The sequence below is a fragment of the Mesorhizobium sp. B2-8-3 genome (genome assembly GCF_006440815.1).
GTDB lineage: Bacteria > Pseudomonadota > Alphaproteobacteria > Rhizobiales > Rhizobiaceae > Mesorhizobium.
In genome coordinates this window covers 51,035-67,777 of the sequence record NZ_VFTW01000006.1, presented here as the reverse complement: position 1 = coordinate 67,777, position 16,743 = coordinate 51,035, and the positions used below count along the sequence as shown (strand labels likewise).

The following is a 16,743-nucleotide window of genomic DNA, read 5'->3' as shown; positions in this document are numbered from 1 at the left end:
ATTGGAGGCCGCGCGCTTCAATCGATTAGCGGCTGTTTAGAAGCCGGCGCAGCGTTCGCTGCAGTGCAACAAACTGCGCTATCTTCTGCAAGTCTGCGGGGTGGATCCCCTCTTCATCACCAGCGCCTCGCGTCCGTCGATCACGATTGCGTCATGCGTCGCCGCTTCCTGGTAGCGGCTGCTCTGGTTGGCGGGCGAGGCGGCGAACTCCTCGGCCGAGCCATCGGGCCGCATGACGCGCAATGCGCTGCCCAGATTCTGGATGGTGATCATGCCGCCATTGCCGCACCTGTAGGTGGCCGTGCCGATGCCGGATCGCGGCGTCGTAAGATCGGTGATGATCTTGGTTGGCGGTGCGGGCCTCTTGGCCGCTGTCGGGACCGACACTGCCGCAGGTACTGGGGGCGTCGCAGGTATCGACGTTGCCGCTGGCGCGGCGGGCTGCTGGATCGGCGCAGGCGAAGCCGGCAGCGGTGCGGCATCGGCCGACTTGGGCGCGCCGTCCTGCGGCACGCAGGCCGCGGCCGCGAGAAGCAGCGGGATGATGATCGAGACCCGAACCGTGTGGCCAAAGCTCATACGCTGCCCTTTCGTGCGCGGCACCCTACAGCAATTCCGGGAAAAGTGTGAACGGTTGGGTTCGGCGCCTTCGCCGTGGCCTTCCGTCCGGAATTGCGTCGAAACAAAGAGATAGCCGCTTGCCGTTACTGTGAAACGGTGGACCGCTGTAGCCACGCGACGTTGCAAGATCAAGGTGACCTGGAGTCAGATCGGCACTGCGACCGCCCTGTTGCCTGGCAAGCCGGCCCTCGAAAATTAACCATGTTCCTTAAGAACCGGTGCCGGAAGCCTCCCGCCTCTTAACAAAGGTTAAGAAAGAGTTAATTTCCGATTCGAACCGGATTCCAGGCGCGATCTGTCGCGCCGATCAAGGGAGAGCGACATGCGTTCGAATTCAGTGCGGGCAAGCCTTGCCGCCGCGGCGCTGGCAGGGCTTGTCATGGCAATCGCCGCGCCGGCCGAAGCCGGCTTGCGCCATCACGACCGCGTCTATGCCGATTCCTTCGGCAATCTCGTCATCGACAGCGCCGCCGGCTACAAGCGCATCGTCGTCGGCGAGGGCAAGCTTGCGAAAAAGCTTTCCGAATTCACCAGCGCCGGCCAGCCGGATGTCGTCTATGACGATGCGGATGAACCCGGCGCGCCCGGCTGCTACCAGCCGCCGGTGCTGGTGAAGGGCCGCTCCTATATGTACGGGCTTTCCGACGGCGAGATGCCCAATCTCAGCCCTTGCCGTTGAAGATCGTCGGCGTTTGGCGCCGCCGCAGCGCGCCTGACACGCGTCCGGTGTCATAGACGACAACCGCCATGAATGCCGCCGCCGGCAGCCCGGCGACGAGAAGGTTGATCATCAGGCTGAAGTCGGCGCTCGGGTCAAGCCCGAGGATGACGAAGTTGCAGGAGCTTCGGGCAATCGCGAACGTTGCGATCGCCTTCTGGACCAAGCAGGGGGTTGCGCCGGGCCTTTATGTATCAGCCGACGGCGAGCGGCTCGGCAGCGAAGGCGGTTTCAGGTCTCTCATAGGAAAGCCGCACGCTGTCGCGGCCGTTCTTCTTGGCCTTGTAGAGCGCCTCGTCGGCGCGCCGCATCAGCGGCGCCAGGCCTTCCCTGCCGCTTCGCGCGGCGACGCCGAAGCTGGCGGTCACCCTGATGCCGGGCGGCAGGCCCTCGATCGCGCCGGCCGAATAGAAGGCGCGGATCGCTTCGGCGAAGAGCCTTGCCGCCCCCAGGTCGCTGAGCGGCAGAAGCACGGCGAACTCTTCGCCGCCGATGCGGCCGGCGGCCCCGCGCGCGCCGGTGGCGGAGCGCAGCTTGGCAGCGAAGTCGGCGATCACCCGGTCGCCGGCCTCATGCCCATGTTGGTCGTTCAGCGCCTTGAAATGATCGAGATCGGCAAGCACCAGGGCGACGGGAAACCCCGCCTTGCCGCACTGGTCGAGCAACACGGTTGCCCGCTCCTCGAAGCCGCGGCGGTTGAGGATGCCCGAGAGTGGATCGGTATGGGTCTCGGCCTTCAGCGCCCTCATCACGTCGAGCGCCGCGGCCGTGAACAGGCTAAGCGCGATCAGCAGCGACAACAGCGCGTGCGAAAGCAGCGCCGTCGTCCAGTAGGACGATCCGTAGAAGCCGTCATAGCCGGGGAACGGTCCATGCGCGATGACGACGATCAGCGTGCGGGCGATGAAGTTCAGCCCGGAAAGCAGCGACAGCGCGAACAGGATTTTCTCGGTCGGACCGTTGTTGCGCACCGTTCTCAGTTCCGCGGCGACCAGCAGGCTGAGCGCGCCAAAGCCGAAATTCATGACGAGCACGCGCCAGGTGAGGTCCGGCTCGACGAACATGAACCAGATGAAAGCGGCAAGCCCGCCTCCGGTCACGATACCGATGCCGACATAGGGCACGCGCCGCCCGTAGCGCGCGACGATCGCGCTGGAGAGGCAGCAGGCCGCGATCGTGAAACAGATGTTGGAAGCCAGCTTGGTCAGCGCCACGCCGATCGGAAGCGTGAAATACTGCAGCAGGAAACCCGGCGCCGACAGGCAGTAGCTCGCGCCGAGCGCGGCCAGATACGGGCGATGGCGCTGATAGGAAAACAGCACGAGGAACGCGGCGCCAAGCGCCAGCGCTATCGTCGGATTGAGCAGCGCTATGAGCAGACCGGTGTCCAAAGGACTGCGACTTTCCCCAACTTACCCAGGGGAGATACTAGGACCTAAGCCCAAACAAGCGGTTAAGCCCCCGACGAGCACATCGCATGCCACACGGAACCGGCCTGCCGGAGCGGCGTTGTCCGGCCAGACAGGAGACGCCAGACGGGAGACGATCGAGATGGCCGGCACGATCACTTTGACGAACCACGATGAAATCCGCTCCTGGGCGGCGGCGCGCGCCGGCTTCCCGGCCATCGTCGACGTCTCGCCCGAGGCGGGAACGCAGCCCATGCTGCGGCTGGTTTTTGGGCAGCAGGCCTATGAAGACACCGACCGCCCGGAGCGTTCGATCAACAGCGGCGGCTACGAGCTCGTGGAGTGGGACGAGTGGTTCAGGATTTTCGACGAGCGGCAGTTGGCCTTGGTCGTCGCCGCCGACGAGCCCGGCCGGCGCGAGGAGTTTCACGAGATCATTCGAAGATAGAGCGCTGAAAGCAAAAGGCCCGGACGTCCTGTCCGGGCCTTTGTTGATCGACGCAGCCGGCTGTTACTTCCAGTCGCGGATGTCGACAAAGTGGCCGGCGATCGCGGCGGCCGCCGCCATGGCCGGCGACACCAGGTGGGTGCGGCCCTTGAAGCCCTGCCGGCCCTCGAAATTGCGGTTCGAGGTCGAGGCGCAGCGTTCATGCGGCTTCAGCCGGTCATCGTTCATGGCCAGGCACATCGAGCAGCCCGGTTCGCGCCAATCGAAGCCGGCGGCAACGAAGATCTTGTCGAGGCCTTCGGCTTCCGCCTGTTCCTTGACCAGGCCGGAGCCGGGCACGATCATGGCGTTGACGCGCGGATTGACTTTTCTGCCCTCGACCACCTTGGCGGCGGCGCGCAGGTCCTCGATGCGGCCATTGGTGCAGGAGCCGATGAAGACGCGGTCGAGCGCGATGTCGGTGATCTTGGTCCCCGGCGTCAGTCCCATATAGTCGAGCGCCCGGATCTTCGACGTGCGCTTGTTCTCGTCCGCAATCTCTTGCGGATTGGGCACGATTCCCTGCACCGAGACGACGTCTTCGGGCGAGGAGCCCCAGGAGACGATCGGCGGCAGTTTTTGCGCGTCGAGCACCACGACCTTGTCGAAATGCGCGCCTTCGTCGGACTGCAGCGTCTTCCAATAGGCGAGCGCGGCATCCCAGGCGGCGCCCTTCGGGGCGCGCGGCTTGTCCTTGACATAGGCGAAGGTCGTCTCGTCCGGCGCGATCAGGCCGGCCCGCGCGCCGCCCTCGATCGACATGTTGCAGATCGTCATGCGGCCCTCCATCGACAGCGAACGGATCGCTTCGCCCGCATATTCGATGACGTAGCCGGTGCCGCCGGCGGTGCCGATCTCGCCGATGATGGCGAGGATGATGTCCTTGGCGGTGACGCCTTCCGGCAACTGGCCGTCGACGCGCACCAGCATATTCCGGGCCTTGCGCTGGATCAGCGTCTGGGTGGCCAGCACATGCTCGACTTCCGACGTGCCGATGCCATGCGCCAGCGCGCCGAAAGCGCCATGGGTCGAAGTGTGGCTATCGCCGCAGACGATGGTCATGCCCGGCAGGGTGAAACCCTGTTCCGGCCCGATGATGTGGACGATGCCCTGGCGGATATCGTTCTCGGAATAATATTCGATGCCGAAATCCTTGGCGTTCTTGGCCAGCGCCTCGACCTGGATGCGGCTCTCCTCGTTCTTGATGCCGAACTTGCGCTCGGGCGAGGTCGGCACGTTATGGTCGACCACGGCCAGCGTCTTTTCCGGATGGCGAACCTTGCGGCCGCTCATGCGCAGGCCTTCGAAGGCCTGTGGGCTGGTGACTTCGTGGACGAGGTGGCGGTCGATATAGAGCAGGCAGGTGCCGTCGTCCTGGCGGTCGACCGTGTGGTCGTCGAAGATCTTGTCGTAGAGGGTGCGCGGTGCGCTCATGTGCGTAAATCCGTCGATATGAGAATAGGAAAAGCTGGCGTGGCTTCGGCCGGCAAGCGACTTCGATCAGTCGGCCCGGCGAAGTCGGCAGGTGAGCGCGCCGCAGACCCGCGCGGCAAATCGCGACGGCAGGCGCTTTCTGTCCTGCAGCACGAAGCCCTTATAGGCCGGATCGCTGAAAAGCTTTTCCATGGCGGCGTAGATAGCAATGTTTTGGCTTTTCGGCAATTAGCGGCTGGGACCTTGTTCCTCGCCCTCACATTCCCACACCTTCGGAGGGCAAAGGCAGAGCGCCAAGGTCGGCGAGCGCGCGCCCTTCCTCTCCCCCGCCGATCGGGGGAGAGGTGGCGAGCGAAGCTAAACGGAGTGGGGGTCGACTTGGCTCGGCCATTGTTATTTCAAACCGAGCAATGCCTCGGCTTTATAGGGGCCGGTGGCGAGTTATTAGCGACGGCGCATTTGAGCACCGCCGTCCCCCGCTCCGTCGCTGCTTCGCAGCGCCACCTCTCCCCCCTCCGGAGGGAGAGGAAGGGAGCCAAGATCGGCGAGCTCACGGCTCAAACCACCTCGAACACGAATGTCTTCACCAGCGCTTCCGGGTCGCCGATCGCGTAGCAGCGGAACCACGGGCTTTGCTCTACGAGCCGCCATCTCTTCGCCTGGGTCAGCTCGTCGAACACCGTTTGAAAACCGCCGCTCTCGAAAACCTGGTCGCGCACGGTGAAGATGGCGTGGCCGCCGCTTTTGGTGATGCGCACCAGTTCGTGCAGGCCGGAGGCAGGGGCATGACCGATGGTGAAGACGCCGGTCGAGAAGAAGGCGCAGAAATGCCGGTCGGGCCAAGGCAGCGGACCGCCGAGCATCGCCTTCTTCAGCTCGCCATAGGCCGGCTTGCCGTTGGCCTGGCGGCTGCCGGCGATCTTCAGCATGTCGTCGGAGAGGTCGAGGCCGGCGATGTCGCCATAGCCCAGAGCGTTGAGCGACGGCCCCGACAGGCCCGTGCCGCAGCCGGCGTCGAGCAGCGGACCTTCGCCCGCCGGCACGTGCCGCGCCACCCAGGCGGTGATCAGGAAAGGCAGGAGATAGCCGAGCGAGGCGGTCTCGCTGTCATAGGTCGCAGCCCAGTCGGCATAGGCCTTTGCGAGTCCTTCCGGCGAGTCGGCCGAATAGACGGAGTCCAGCGCCGCATTGGCCTTGTCGAAATTCATGGGACGTCTCCTCCGCCGGATGCATGTGACCAAGGTAGAGCAATTCCAGGAAAAGTGGGAACCGGTTTTCCGTCCGGAATTGCGTGGGAAACAAAGAGGTAGCGCCGACTTTGGCGCCCCCGCTATTGCTGATGCTGCCGGCGCAGCCGCTGTTCCAGCGTCCGCAGCGCCAGCGACAGGCCGACGGTCAGGATGAGGTAGATATAGGCGACGATCGAATAGGTCTCGAAGAAGCGGAAGGAGCCCGCGGCATAGACCTTGCCGATCTGGGTGATGTCGGCGACGCCGAGCACCGAGACCAGCGAGGAATCCTTGACCATGGCGACGAAATCGTTGCCGAGCGGCGGCAGGATCATGCGGATCGCCTGCGGGAACACGATCAGCCGGAAGCGCTGCGCCCGGCTGAGCCCAAGCGCCTTCGCGGCTTCGATCTGTCCCTTCTCGACCGACTGGATGCCGGCGCGGAACACTTCCGAGATGAAGGCCGAGTAGCCGATGGTCAAAGCCATGATGGCGCGCCAGAGCAGCGACACGTCGCGCACCAGCAGTTCGCCGATCAGGCCGGCGCTCTGCAGCGGCGCGGTCAGCGCATTCCAGGCGGCGACGAAGGCCGGCGCGCCGGCAAAGGCGATCCAGAACAACAGCACCAGGATCGGCACGCCGCGGATGATCTCGACATAGAAGCGCGCGATCTGCCGCAGCCATTGCGACCCCGACAGCGCCATCAGGGCGATGCCGAGCCCGAGCGCTGAGGCTAAGGCGAAAGCGACCGCGGTGACGAAGATGGTGACGCCGATGCCCTTGGCGACGGTGGCGAAGACTTGCGCATAGAGGTCGCTGGACGCAATGGCGAGGGCGGCGGCCAAAGCAAGCGCGAGGGCGGCGGCCAGCCACCAGGGAAATTCGGATTTGGCGGATGATGTGGGTGGCATCAGTTCCCAACGCTGGTGAATAGATGCCTTCGCAAGAGCTGCCGATCTCCCCCCTTGTGGGGGAGATGTCCGGTAGGACAGAGGGGGGTGCTGTCCCGCCGGCCTATCAACTGGTTGCGATCACCGCCTCTGACCGGATTCTCTTCGCAGAAGCTTAGAACGGAAATGTCGCGATCCTGCACACCCCTCTCTGCCCTGCCGGGCATCTCCCCCGCAAGGGGGGAGATTGGCAGCTTTGCCGGCCGTCGCGACAACAGCGCCTACTGCCCCATCTTGTAATCGAGGAACCATTTCTTGTTGAGCTTGTCGAACGTGCCGTCCGCCTTGAGCGCGGCGATCGCGGCATTGACCGGCTTCACCAAGTCCGAGCCCTTCGGGAAGATGAAGCCGAAATCCTCGGTGCCGAGCGGCCCGCCGATCAGCTTCAGCTTGCCTTCGGAGGCATCGACATAGCCCTGGCCGGCGGTGCCGTCGGTGAGCACGACGTCGACGTCGCCCGTCTTCAGCGCCTGCACGGTCGCGCCGAAGGTCTCGAACAGCTTTATGCGCGGGTTCTGCTCGTTGCCGTCGAGCACGCTGTAGACGGCGGTGTAGAAGGGCGTGGTGCCCGGCTGGGCGCCGATCAGCCCGTCTTTGAAGACGCCGAAGGTCTTGGCGTCGGTGAAGCGGCTTTCATCGCCGCGCACCAGCATGAATTGCTCCGAGCGCATATAGGGGTCGGAGAAGTCGACCTTCTCCTTGCGGTCGTCCTTGATGGTGATGCCGGTCATGCCGATGTTGTACTGATTGTCGGAAACCGCCTGGATCATCGCGTCCCAGGAGGTGTTCTGGTACTCGACCTTGAAGTTCAGCCGCTTGGCGATCTCGTCCATCGCGTCATATTCCCAGCCGATCTGCTTGCCGGTCTTCTTGTCGATGAACTGCAGCGGCGGATAGGCGTTTTCCGTTACCACCACGACCTTTTTGCCGCCGAGATCGGGCAGATTGTCGGCGAGCGCCGCGACAGGCGCGAGAAGGCAGGCCACCATGGCGGCCAGCAGCAGTTTCGACTTGGTCATGACAAATCTCCGAGGGTGCAGGCCGCGCTGCAATCTCGCGGCCAGGAAAAATCCGGTGCCGACTTTAGAGCAATTCCAGGAAAAGTGTGAAGCGGTTTTCCGTTCGGAATTGCGTAAAAACAAAGAGATAGAGCCGCATGCGCCTTGCAAGCCGGTCCGCGCTGACGCAGCCGGCCAACACGCAATCCGATGCTCTTCGGGGGATGGTTTCGAGGACAGCCTTAGCGGCGATCAGTCCTGATCGGCCGTGGCTTCACGCAATCCGGCGACCAGTCGCGTCAGCGTGCCGTGCAGGGCTTTGAGCTCGGCTCGCTCTAGTGGCATGCCGCAGCTCAGTCCCTCCTGCACGTCCTTCATCTTCGCCCGCAGCGCTTCACCCTTGGCTGTCGGCTCGACCAGCACCCGGCGTTCGTCAGCGCTATCGCGCTGCCGGGTGACGAGGCCGCCGGCTTCCATCCGCTTGATCAGCGGCGTCAGCGTCGCCGAATCGAGGCCCAGTGCTGCGCCGAGCTCGCCGATCGTGCTCGGCGAATGCCGCCACAGGGCCAGCATCGCCAGATATTGCGGATAGGTGAGGCCGAGCGGATCGAGCAGCGGCCGGTAAAGCTTTGTCATCAGCCCGCTTGCCGAATAGAGCGCGAAGCAGAGCTGCTGGTCGAGGCGCGGCACCTCGAGCGCCCCGGCGCCCTGCGCCGGAGCTTGCTTGGTCATGATTTCGGTTTTCGTCGTCATGCAGCCTTTGCCGAGAGCGCCACGTCGATATTGCCCCGGATGGCATTGGAATAGGGGCAGATCTTGTGCGCTTCGGATACAAGCGCCTCTGCGCCCGCCTGATCAAGTCCCTTGATCTCGGCCGCCAGTGAAACGCCGAGCCTGAAGCCGCCCTGGTCGTTCGGATAGAGGCTCACCGTGGAGGTGACCGAAGCGTCCTCAAGCGGCAGCTTCTGCTGGCGCGCGACGAAGCGCACCGCGCTCTCGAAGCAGGCGGCATAGCCGACGGCGAAAAGCTGCTCGGGATTGGTGGCGCCGCCCTTGCCGCCGAGTTCGTTCGGCATCGCCAGATCGACCTTGAGCAGGCCGTCGCTCGTCTCGCCGTGACCGTTGCGGCCGCCGGTGACGTGAGCCTGAGTGCTGTAAAGTGCCGACATTTTTGTCTCCATTTGATTTGTACACGATTATTTAGTGTACAAGATAATTGACTGTCAAGAGCCGCGATGTGCGTCCCTCACTTGTGTGAGGATGGATGAGAGGCACCGAGGATCCATTCCGTTACCACTGTCGTAGGGTGCGACGGAGCAGAATTCTGCACCGTAGCGGTGCTTCAAAGTCACGGAATGGATCCTCGGGTCTGCGCGCGTCGCTGCGCTCCTTGCTCCGCCCGTGGATGACGACGCTCAGATGTTTCAGCCAATCGCCAAGACATGCAGTCCGAGAAAGCGGGTAGGATAGGACTTGATCGGGAGCCGAAAGCCCTGGCTCTTCCGCCCAATGAAAAAGGCGGCCGAAGCCGCCTTTCCAAAACCTGTTTCGACGAAACCTTATTCGGCGGAGGCGGCCTCGGCCGAAGCAGCCTCAGCGGCGGCCTTCTTCTCGGCGGCTTCCTTGGCGGCCGTCTCGGCGGCCAGCGCCTGGGCGGCCGCGACCTTCTCGGCCTCGATGCGGGCGCGCTCGGCGGCCAAAGCATCACGCTCTTCGTCGTTCAGCTTGCGGGCGCGCACGCCGGTGTTTTCCGAAATGCGAGCCGACTTGCCGCGACGGTCGCGCAGGTAATAGAGCTTAGCGCGGCGCACCTTGCCGCGGCGCACGATCTCGACGCCCTCGACCATCGGCGAGTAGACCGGGAAAACGCGCTCGACGCCTTCGCCGTAGGAAATCTTGCGTACGGTGAAATTCTCCTGGAAGCCCGAGCCGGCGCGGGCGATGACGACGCCCTCATAGGCCTGGACGCGGGTGCGGGTGCCTTCGGTGACGCGCACCTGGACGCGCACGGTGTCGCCCGGCTGGAATTCTGGCAGCTTGCGCTTGGCTTCGATCTTGGCGGCCTGTTCGGCCTCGAGCTGACGGATGAGATCCATCTCAAATATCCACTTCTTGTTCTTCCGACAGTCAGAGCGTCCAACGCTCGCCTTGCAGTTCCAATGACCGCTCGGCTATGCCCCCAGTCCCCAAATTGTATCGGGGAACATCGGGCAGGGACGGCTACACCGCACTTGTTGACGGGTCCGAAAGATCGTTCTTCCGGTTCGGGCGGGCACATACAGGCATTTTGCCGCTTTGTCACGCCCTAATGCATGTCGCCAGGAAGTGTGAGCGGTTCTGGCACGGCCTCATGCATCAAAAAAGACCTTGAGGCATATTTTTTGCCCCCATGGCCCCACATTACCGCGGCCGTGCCGGGTTGCGCGCGGCTTGTAAGCTTCCTAAGCGGGGAAAATGACTTTTTTCGATGCCGCCTTGCTCTTTCTCTCGGGTTTTGTCTCCGGTGCGGTCAACGCCGTCGCCGGCGGCGGCACCTTCGTAACCTTCGGCGCCATGACGCTGGTCGGCGTGCCGCCGATCGTCGCCAACGCCACCTCCTCGGTGACGCAGTTTCCCGGCTACATCACCTCGACGCTGGCCTATATCGACGACATCAGGCATTTCTGGCGCCAGGCGCTGCTGCTCTGCGTGATCTCGGCCTTCGGCGCGCTGGTCGGTTCGCTCATCCTGCTTGCGCTTTCCAACCCGTCCTTTCGCGCGCTGGTGCCCTGGCTGCTGATCGCCGCGACCGCGCTGTTCGCCGCCGGGCCATGGCTGAAACCGGCGCCCAAACCCGGCGCCGAAGCCAGGGTCGGCTCGTTCGCCGGGTCGCTCGCCCAGTTCGTGACCTCGATCTATGGCGGCTTCTTCGGCGCCGGCATGGGCGTGATGATGCTGGCCACGCTCGGCCTGACCCAAGCCGGCGATTACCACCGGCTCAACGCGCTGAAGAACATGCTGGCCGTGGTCATCGCGGCCATCGCCATCCTGGTCTTCGTTTCGGGCGGCGTCGTCGCCTGGCCGCAGGCGATCGTCATGATCCCGGGCGGCGCGCTCGGCGGCTATGCCGGCGTCTGGATCGCCAAGCGCGTGCCGCAAGGTCTCGTGCGCGGCTTCGTCGTCGCCGTCGGCCTGTTCCTCGCCTTTTACTATTTCACCAAAGGCTGATCCGCTGCCAAGAGGTCCGGCCGACGCTCCCGTGTTAGCTTCTCGGCCTCGGCGCGCCGCCATTCGGCTATCTTCTTGTGGTTGCCGGAGATCAGCACGTCAGGGATCGGTCTGCCTTCGAATTCCTGCGGCCGCGTGTAATGCGGATGCTCGAGCAGGCCGTTCTCGAAACTCTCTTCCTCGCCCGACACCGCATTGCCCATGACGCCGGGCAACAGCCGCACCACGGCGTCGAGCAGCACGAGCGCCGCCGGCTCGCCGCCCGACAGGATGAAATCGCCGATCGACACCTCCTCCAGACCCCGCGCCTCGATCAGCCGCTGGTCGACGCCTTCGAAACGGCCGCACAGGATGACGGCGCCCGGCCCGGCGGCCAGTTCGCGCACGCGCGCCTGCGTCAGCGGTTTTCCACGCGGGCTCATCAGCAGCCTTGGACGCTCATCGCCCGGCGGCGCGGCGTGGTCGATCGCCTTGGCCAGCACGTCGGCGCGCATCACCATGCCGGCGCCGCCGCCGGCCGGCGTGTCGTCGACCGTGCGGTGCCTGTCGGCGGCGAAATCGCGGATCTGGATCGCCTCGAGCGACCAGGTGCCGGCCTCCAGCGCGCGGCCGGCCAGCGACAGGCCGAGCGCGCCCGGGAACATCTCCGGATAGAGCGTCAGCACCGAAGCGGCAAAGCTCAACGGTTGCCCCCGGCATCCTTCGGTCCGCGCGGCCGGCCTTTCGGGTCGAAGCCGGCATCCCTGGGCGCTTCGCCGTCTTCTTCGTCTTCAACCAGCCCCGCCGCCTGAGGGTTGACCTCCACGAATCCGTCGGCGATCGAAACATGCGGCACGGCGGCCTGCGTGAACGGGATCAGCACGCCCTTGCGGCCGGCAAGCGTGACGTCGAGGATGTCGCCGCCACCGAAATTATGCACGGCGACGACCTTGCCGATGACGCCCGTATCGTCCCTGACGTCGAGACCGATGAGATCGGCGTGATAGAACTCGTCCTCCTCGCCGTCGTCGGGCAGCACCGAGCGGTCGACGAACAGCTCGGTGCCGGCCAAAGCCTCGGCGGCGTTGCGGTCACCGATGCCCTTGAAGCGCACGACCACGACCGTGCCGGCCGGCCGGATGTCCAGGATCTGGAAGGCGCGGCCATCCTTGGCATAAAGCGGACCGTAGTCGGCCAGCGCCAGCGGGTCCCCGGTGAAGGTCTTCACCCGCAATTCGCCCTTGATGCCGTGCGCGGCGCCGATAACGGCCATCTGTACGGGGTTTTCGAGCTTCGACATCGGCGGCGCTTCCTTTGCCCTGCTCTACCCTCCTGAGGCCATCATTTCAATGATCGCCTCTTCACCGCTTCCTAACCCGCATGCCCGAAACTGCCGCCATGCAGGAATTCCTCATCCCGGCCAAACCCGACCTCCAGGCGGCGCGCCAGACCTGGCTGAAGACGCTGGCGCATGAGCGCCGGCTGTCGCCGGAGACGGTCGAGGCCTATGAGCGCGACACCCGCCAGTTCCTGCATTTCTTGACCGAACATCGCGGCTGCTCTCCAGGCATCTCGGACATTGCCGACCTGCGCCCCGCCGATTTGCGCGGCTTCCTCGCCAAGCGCCGCAATGAAGGCGCTGGCGCGCGCACGCTGGGCCGCGGCCTTGCCGGCATCCGCTCGCTGCTGCGCTTTCTCGAACGGCGCGGTCTGGTCAATGCCGCCGGCGCGGCTGCTCTGCGCGCGCCGCGCCAGCCGAAATCGCTGCCCAAGCCGCTGACGGCAAGCGACGCCAAGCAAGTGGTGGCGACGGAAGGCCAGCTCGCGGACGAGCCATGGATCGCCGCCCGCAATGCCGCCGTGCTGACGCTGCTCTATGGTTCCGGCCTGCGCATCTCCGAGGCGCTCGGCCTGACCGGCGCCGATCTCGCGACGGAAGCCGACACCGTGCTGCGCGTCACCGGCAAGGGCGGCAAGACGCGGCTGGTGCCGGTGCTGCCGGTGGCCCGCAAGGCGGTCATCGAATACCGCCGGCTCTGTCCCTTCCACATCGATACCAAGGAACTGCTGTTCCGCGGCGCGCGCGGCGGCCCGCTCAACCCGGCCATCGTCCAGCGCGAGATGACCAGGCTGCGCTCGGCGCTCAACCTGCCGGACACGGCGACGCCGCATGCCTTGCGGCATTCCTTCGCCACCCATCTGCTTGGCCGCGGCGGCGACCTGCGCACGATCCAGGAACTGCTCGGCCACGCCAGCCTGTCGACCACCCAGATCTATACCGGCGTCGACACGGCAAGGCTGCTGGATATTTACGAGAAGGCGCATCCAAGGGCCTGAAGCCGCTGGGGGATGGCGCGAAGCCCTCCGGACTTCGTCATTCCAGGTCGAAGCAAGGAGCGAAGCGACGCGCGCAGACCCTGGAATGACGAAGCGATAAGCGTTGCGGCCAAAGCATTCTCTCCGAAAACCCGAGCGAACGTCAAAAGAGCTCAACGCACCGAAGACAATTTCCTCGACCCAATTAACCGTTTTGCCGCTTTTCGGCGCTAAGATGCTTCCCATGAAACGCGTCATCGCCATCGCCGACCGCGCGGCCCTTGTCTCGTTGAAGCTGCTTGCGGCGCTCAACCTGCTGTTTTTCCTGTCTTTCCTCGTCGTTCTGCTGATCGCCGGCCGAGCGCATGCCGGAGCGCCCAGTTGCGCCGGCACCGATCTTTTGACCGCTCTGGAAAAGAACGACCCCGCCGCCTTCAAGAAGGTCGAGACCGAAGCGGCGGCCGTTCCCAACGGCAAGGGCCTGCTTTGGAAGCTGGAGAAGCCGGGCGAAAAGCCATCCTATCTGTTCGGCACCATGCACATGACCGATACGCGCGTCACCACGCTGCCGGCCGCCGCGCAGAAGGCCTATGACGGCGCCGGCACAATAGTCATCGAGACCACCGACGCGCTCGACAAGGCCAAGATGATGGCCGCCATGGCCAGCGAACCCGGCCTGATGATGTTCACCGACAACACCACGCTGTCGTCGCTGTTGTCGCCGCAGGATGCGGCGGCGCTGGACAAGGGGCTCGACGCCCGCGGCATTCCGCCGGCGACGGTCGCCAAGATGAAGCCGTGGATCCTGTCGGCGATGATGGCGTTGCCGGCCTGCGAGGTGGCGCGCCAGAGCGCCGGCGAACCCGTGCTGGACGTCAAGCTCGCCTCGGACGCCAAGGCTTCGGGGAAAGACATCGAAGGGCTCGAGACCGCCGTCGATCAGTTGCGCGCCATGGCCTCGCTGCCGCTCGAATTCCATATGAAGAGCCTGGTCGAGACGATGAAGCTTGGCGACAAGGTGAACGACGTCAACGAGACGATGATCGTGCTCTACCAGCGTGGCGAGGTCGGCATGTTCTGGCCGCTCTTCCGGGCCGTGCTGCCGGAGACGGCGGACGACAAGGCCGGCTATGCCGCCTTCGAGCAGACCATGATCACCAGCCGCAACAAGGTGATGGCGGCGCATGCCGGGCCGATTTTGGCCAAGGGCAACGTTTTCATGGCCGTCGGCGCCATGCATCTGCCCGGTCCGGAAGGACTGGTCGAGGATTTTCGCAAGGCAGGGTATAGTGTTACCGCCGTCAACTGAGTCGTCTGACGGCTGGCGGACCTGAAAACGCCGGTTTTTCAGCGCTTTCCGTCCGTCCGCGTGAAACCCGATGCGGGCTCAGCGCGTTGATGGCTGTTATTTTGATGACTTTCATCCAAGGAGGACACGTTTCATGGCGAACCCTAACGACCCCTTCACCCCTTCGAGCACGCCTCCCAAGTCGGGTGGTGGCGGCAGCGGGTGGCTAATCGCCCTAGTTGTTATTATCCTGGCCATTGTTGCCTATTATGTCTTTGGCAGAAGCGGCGGCGAGCATGCGCCGGCCCCGGCTGAGCCGCCGGCCGCCAGCACGCCGGCTCCGGCGCCTGCAACGCCGGCTCCAGCCCCTGAGCCAGCTCCGGCGCCTGCCCCGGCTCCCGCTCCGGCACCTGCACCCGCCCCTGCACCCGCCCCTGCGCCAGCTCCGGCACCGGCACCGGCTCAGTAATAGGACGGCATCAAACGACAAACGGCCCGCCAACAGGCGGGCCGTTTTGTTTTTGGCAACCACGCCTTCGTCATACTCGGTCTTGACCCGCGTATGACGAAGCGATGTGTGTTCGGCGATCAGATATGAATCGGCTTGAAGAAGGTCGCCAGAGCCGCTTCCTTCACCGCTTCCGACATCGTCGGATGCGCGTGGCAGGTGCGGGCGAGATCTTCGGACGAACCGCCGAATTCCATCAGCACCGCCGCTTCGTGAATCATCTCGCCGGCGCCGAAGCCGACGATATGGACGCCGAGCACGCGGTCGCTGGCCTTGTCGGCCAGGATCTTGACGAAGCCGTCGGTGTGCAGCATGGCGCGCGCGCGGCCATTGGCGCTGAACGGGAATTTGCCGACCTTGTAGTCGATGCCGGCCTTCTTCAGCTCTTCCTCGGTCTTGCCGACCGAAGCGATCTCCGGGCTGGTGTAGACGACGCTCGGGATGACGTCGTAGTTCACATGGCCGGCCTGCCCGGCGATGGTCTCGGCGACTGCCACACCTTCATCCTCGGCCTTGTGCGCCAGCATCGGTCCGGCGATGACGTCGCCGATGGCATAGATGCCGGGCACATTGGTTCTGAGATGCCCATCGGTCTTGACCCGGCCGCGCTCGTCGAGCTCGACGCCGGCTTCCTTCAATCCGAGACTGTCGGCATAGGGGCGCCGCCCAGTGGCGATCAGCACGACATCGGCCTCGATGGTTTCCGCCGCGCCGCCCTTGACTGGTTCGAAGGTGACAGTCGCGCCCTTCTTGGCCTTGGCGACGCCCGTGACCTTGGCGCCCAGCTTGAACTCGAAGCCTTGCTTGGAGAGCAGCCGCTGGAACTGTTTCGACACCTCGCCGTCCATGCCGCCGAGGATGGTGTCGAGGAACTCGACGACCGTGACCTTGGCGCCGAGCCTTGCCCAGACTGAGCCGAGCTCCAGCCCGATGACGCCGCCGCCGACCACCACCAGGGTGGCTGGCACCTTGGCCAACGACAGCGCGCCGGTGGAGGAGACGACCGCCTTCTCGTCGAAATCGACCTTGACGCCCGGAATGCCGGCGACGTCCGAACCGGTGGCGATCACGATGTTCTTGGTCTCGATCTCCTCGACCTTGCCGTCCTCGCCGGTCACCGACACCTTGCCGGCGGAAATCACCTTGCCGGTGCCGCGGAAGGTATCGATCTTGTTTTTCTTGAACAGGAAGGCGACGCCGTTGACGTTGGAGGCGACCGTCGTGTCCTTGTGCGCCATCATCTTCTTCAGATTGAGCTTCGGCGCCGGTATCTCGACGCCCAGCGTATCGAAGGCGTGGCCGGCTTCCGCGAACATCTCGGAGGCGTAGAGCAGCGCCTTCGACGGAATGCAGCCGATGTTGAGGCAGGTGCCGCCGAAAGTGGCGTTCTTCTCGACCACCGCCGTCTTCAGCCCGAGCTGCGCCGCCTTGATGGCGCAGACATAGCCGCCGGGCCCCGATCCGATGATAACGACGTCATAAGCCATGTCTTTTTCCTTGTCCTGGCGCCGGATCGGTTCGGATAGGAACCACTCCAGATTATTTCCTTGTACGCAATTCCGAACCGGAAAACCGCTACGCACTTTTCCTGGAATTGCT

Annotated in this window: 18 protein-coding genes; 5 read left to right on the top strand and 13 right to left on the bottom strand. The window is 64.5% G+C overall.

The features are described from left to right. Positions 1–78: 78 nt before the first annotated feature. Positions 79–579 carry a hypothetical protein gene (locus tag FJ418_RS11955; RefSeq protein WP_140865665.1) on the bottom strand — a complete coding sequence of 167 codons (501 nt, stop codon included), beginning with the start codon at positions 577–579 and terminating at the stop codon, positions 79–81. A gap of 364 nt (positions 580–943) precedes the next feature. On the opposite strand from FJ418_RS11955, the gene FJ418_RS11950 reads away from it, so the two are divergent. Further along, positions 944–1,300 carry a hypothetical protein gene (locus FJ418_RS11950; RefSeq protein ID WP_140865663.1) on the top strand — a complete coding sequence of 119 codons (357 nt, stop codon included), beginning with the start codon at positions 944–946 and terminating at the stop codon, positions 1,298–1,300. On the opposite strand, the gene FJ418_RS11945 is transcribed toward FJ418_RS11950, so the two are convergent. Both FJ418_RS11945 and FJ418_RS11940 read right to left on the bottom strand, forming a co-directional pair. Next, positions 1,284–1,505 carry a hypothetical protein gene (locus tag FJ418_RS11945; RefSeq protein WP_140865661.1) on the bottom strand — a complete coding sequence of 74 codons (222 nt, stop codon included), beginning with the start codon at positions 1,503–1,505 and terminating at the stop codon, positions 1,284–1,286. The genes FJ418_RS11950 and FJ418_RS11945 overlap by 17 nt on opposite strands. 28 nt (positions 1,506–1,533) lie before the next feature. Further along, complete coding sequence (locus FJ418_RS11940) at positions 1,534–2,730, bottom strand: GGDEF domain-containing protein (RefSeq protein ID WP_140865660.1); 1,197 nt, start codon at positions 2,728–2,730, stop codon at positions 1,534–1,536. A 160-nt stretch (positions 2,731–2,890) separates the two neighbouring features. Here FJ418_RS11940 and FJ418_RS11935 point away from each other — a divergent pair, with 160 nt between their 5' ends. Beyond that, entirely contained in the window at positions 2,891–3,196 is a 306-nt protein-coding gene (locus FJ418_RS11935; protein ID WP_140707157.1) for a hypothetical protein, read from the top strand. Positions 3,197–3,259: 63 nt separating this feature from the next. Here FJ418_RS11935 and leuC read toward each other — a convergent pair whose 3' ends face one another. The 7 genes from leuC to rplS all read right to left on the bottom strand — a co-directional run bounded on the left by leuC (position 3,260) and on the right by rplS (position 9,942). Continuing rightward, the gene (gene leuC, locus FJ418_RS11930) at positions 3,260–4,669 is read right to left on the bottom strand and encodes a 3-isopropylmalate dehydratase large subunit (protein WP_140865658.1); all 1,410 of its coding nucleotides are present in this window, start codon (positions 4,667–4,669) and stop codon (positions 3,260–3,262) included. Positions 4,670–5,226: 557 nt separating this feature from the next. Then, positions 5,227–5,877, bottom strand: coding sequence for a methyltransferase domain-containing protein (locus tag FJ418_RS11915; protein WP_140865656.1), 651 nt, complete (start codon positions 5,875–5,877; stop codon positions 5,227–5,229). A 122-nt stretch (positions 5,878–5,999) separates the two neighbouring features. Beyond that, the gene (locus FJ418_RS11910) at positions 6,000–6,809 is read right to left on the bottom strand and encodes an amino acid ABC transporter permease (RefSeq protein ID WP_140865654.1); all 810 of its coding nucleotides are present in this window, start codon (positions 6,807–6,809) and stop codon (positions 6,000–6,002) included. A 260-nt stretch (positions 6,810–7,069) separates the two neighbouring features. Beyond that, entirely contained in the window at positions 7,070–7,867 is a 798-nt protein-coding gene (locus FJ418_RS11900) for a transporter substrate-binding domain-containing protein (protein WP_140865652.1), read from the bottom strand. A gap of 231 nt (positions 7,868–8,098) precedes the next feature. Then, positions 8,099–8,599 (bottom strand): MarR family transcriptional regulator, encoded by a 501-nt coding sequence (locus FJ418_RS11895; RefSeq protein WP_140865650.1) that lies wholly within the window; start codon positions 8,597–8,599, stop codon positions 8,099–8,101. Further along, positions 8,596–9,015 carry an organic hydroperoxide resistance protein gene (locus tag FJ418_RS11890; RefSeq protein ID WP_140659915.1) on the bottom strand — a complete coding sequence of 140 codons (420 nt, stop codon included), beginning with the start codon at positions 9,013–9,015 and terminating at the stop codon, positions 8,596–8,598. Before FJ418_RS11890 ends, FJ418_RS11895 begins: the two co-directional genes overlap by 4 nt. Positions 9,016–9,405: 390 nt before the next feature. Next, positions 9,406–9,942: a 50S ribosomal protein L19 gene (rplS, locus tag FJ418_RS11885; RefSeq protein ID WP_140646029.1), complete on the bottom strand. Its 537-nt coding sequence runs from the start codon at positions 9,940–9,942 to the stop codon at positions 9,406–9,408. 358 nt (positions 9,943–10,300) lie between these two features. Between rplS and FJ418_RS11880 the strand changes: the two genes are divergently transcribed. Then, positions 10,301–11,053 (top strand): sulfite exporter TauE/SafE family protein, encoded by a 753-nt coding sequence (locus FJ418_RS11880; RefSeq protein WP_140646028.1) that lies wholly within the window; start codon positions 10,301–10,303, stop codon positions 11,051–11,053. Here the strand turns inward: FJ418_RS11880 and trmD are convergent. Next, complete coding sequence (gene trmD / locus FJ418_RS11875; protein WP_140659925.1) at positions 11,035–11,736, bottom strand: tRNA (guanosine(37)-N1)-methyltransferase TrmD; 702 nt, start codon at positions 11,734–11,736, stop codon at positions 11,035–11,037. The genes FJ418_RS11880 and trmD overlap by 19 nt on opposite strands. After that, positions 11,733–12,332, bottom strand: coding sequence for a ribosome maturation factor RimM (gene rimM, locus FJ418_RS11870; protein WP_140659924.1), 600 nt, complete (start codon positions 12,330–12,332; stop codon positions 11,733–11,735). The genes trmD and rimM overlap by 4 nt, the downstream gene beginning before the upstream one ends. A 98-nt stretch (positions 12,333–12,430) precedes the next feature. Here rimM and FJ418_RS11865 point away from each other — a divergent pair, with 98 nt between their 5' ends. Both FJ418_RS11865 and FJ418_RS11860 read left to right on the top strand, forming a co-directional pair. Next, complete coding sequence (locus FJ418_RS11865) at positions 12,431–13,369, top strand: tyrosine recombinase XerC (protein WP_140865648.1); 939 nt, start codon at positions 12,431–12,433, stop codon at positions 13,367–13,369. 223 nt (positions 13,370–13,592) lie between these two features. Then, positions 13,593–14,657, top strand: coding sequence for a TraB/GumN family protein (locus tag FJ418_RS11860; RefSeq protein ID WP_140865647.1), 1,065 nt, complete (start codon positions 13,593–13,595; stop codon positions 14,655–14,657). Between the two features lie 567 nt (positions 14,658–15,224). Here the strand turns inward: FJ418_RS11860 and lpdA are convergent. Continuing rightward, complete coding sequence (lpdA, locus tag FJ418_RS11850; protein WP_140865643.1) at positions 15,225–16,631, bottom strand: dihydrolipoyl dehydrogenase; 1,407 nt, start codon at positions 16,629–16,631, stop codon at positions 15,225–15,227. Between the last annotated feature and the right edge of the window lie 112 nt (positions 16,632–16,743).

Excerpts from the sequence above, each read along its gene's own strand:
- FJ418_RS11955 (WP_140865665.1), bottom strand. The coding sequence starts at position 579 with ATGAGCTTTGGCCACACGGTTCGGGTCTCGATCATCATCCCGCTGCTT.
- FJ418_RS11950 (WP_140865663.1), top strand. The coding sequence starts at position 944 with ATGCGTTCGAATTCAGTGCGGGCAAGCCTTGCCGCCGCGGCGCTGGCA.
- FJ418_RS11935 (WP_140707157.1), top strand. The coding sequence starts at position 2,891 with ATGGCCGGCACGATCACTTTGACGAACCACGATGAAATCCGCTCCTGG.
- leuC (WP_140865658.1), bottom strand. The coding sequence starts at position 4,669 with ATGAGCGCACCGCGCACCCTCTACGACAAGATCTTCGACGACCACACG.
- FJ418_RS11915 (WP_140865656.1), bottom strand. The coding sequence starts at position 5,877 with ATGAATTTCGACAAGGCCAATGCGGCGCTGGACTCCGTCTATTCGGCC.
- FJ418_RS11910 (WP_140865654.1), bottom strand. The coding sequence starts at position 6,809 with ATGCCACCCACATCATCCGCCAAATCCGAATTTCCCTGGTGGCTGGCC.
- FJ418_RS11900 (WP_140865652.1), bottom strand. The coding sequence starts at position 7,867 with ATGACCAAGTCGAAACTGCTGCTGGCCGCCATGGTGGCCTGCCTTCTC.
- FJ418_RS11895 (WP_140865650.1), bottom strand. The coding sequence starts at position 8,599 with ATGACGACGAAAACCGAAATCATGACCAAGCAAGCTCCGGCGCAGGGC.
- FJ418_RS11890 (WP_140659915.1), bottom strand. The coding sequence starts at position 9,015 with ATGTCGGCACTTTACAGCACTCAGGCTCACGTCACCGGCGGCCGCAAC.
- rplS (WP_140646029.1), bottom strand. The coding sequence starts at position 9,942 with ATGGATCTCATCCGTCAGCTCGAGGCCGAACAGGCCGCCAAGATCGAA.
- FJ418_RS11880 (WP_140646028.1), top strand. The coding sequence starts at position 10,301 with ATGACTTTTTTCGATGCCGCCTTGCTCTTTCTCTCGGGTTTTGTCTCC.
- rimM (WP_140659924.1), bottom strand. The coding sequence starts at position 12,332 with ATGTCGAAGCTCGAAAACCCCGTACAGATGGCCGTTATCGGCGCCGCG.
- FJ418_RS11865 (WP_140865648.1), top strand. The coding sequence starts at position 12,431 with ATGCAGGAATTCCTCATCCCGGCCAAACCCGACCTCCAGGCGGCGCGC.
- FJ418_RS11860 (WP_140865647.1), top strand. The coding sequence starts at position 13,593 with ATGAAACGCGTCATCGCCATCGCCGACCGCGCGGCCCTTGTCTCGTTG.
- lpdA (WP_140865643.1), bottom strand. The coding sequence starts at position 16,631 with ATGGCTTATGACGTCGTTATCATCGGATCGGGGCCCGGCGGCTATGTC.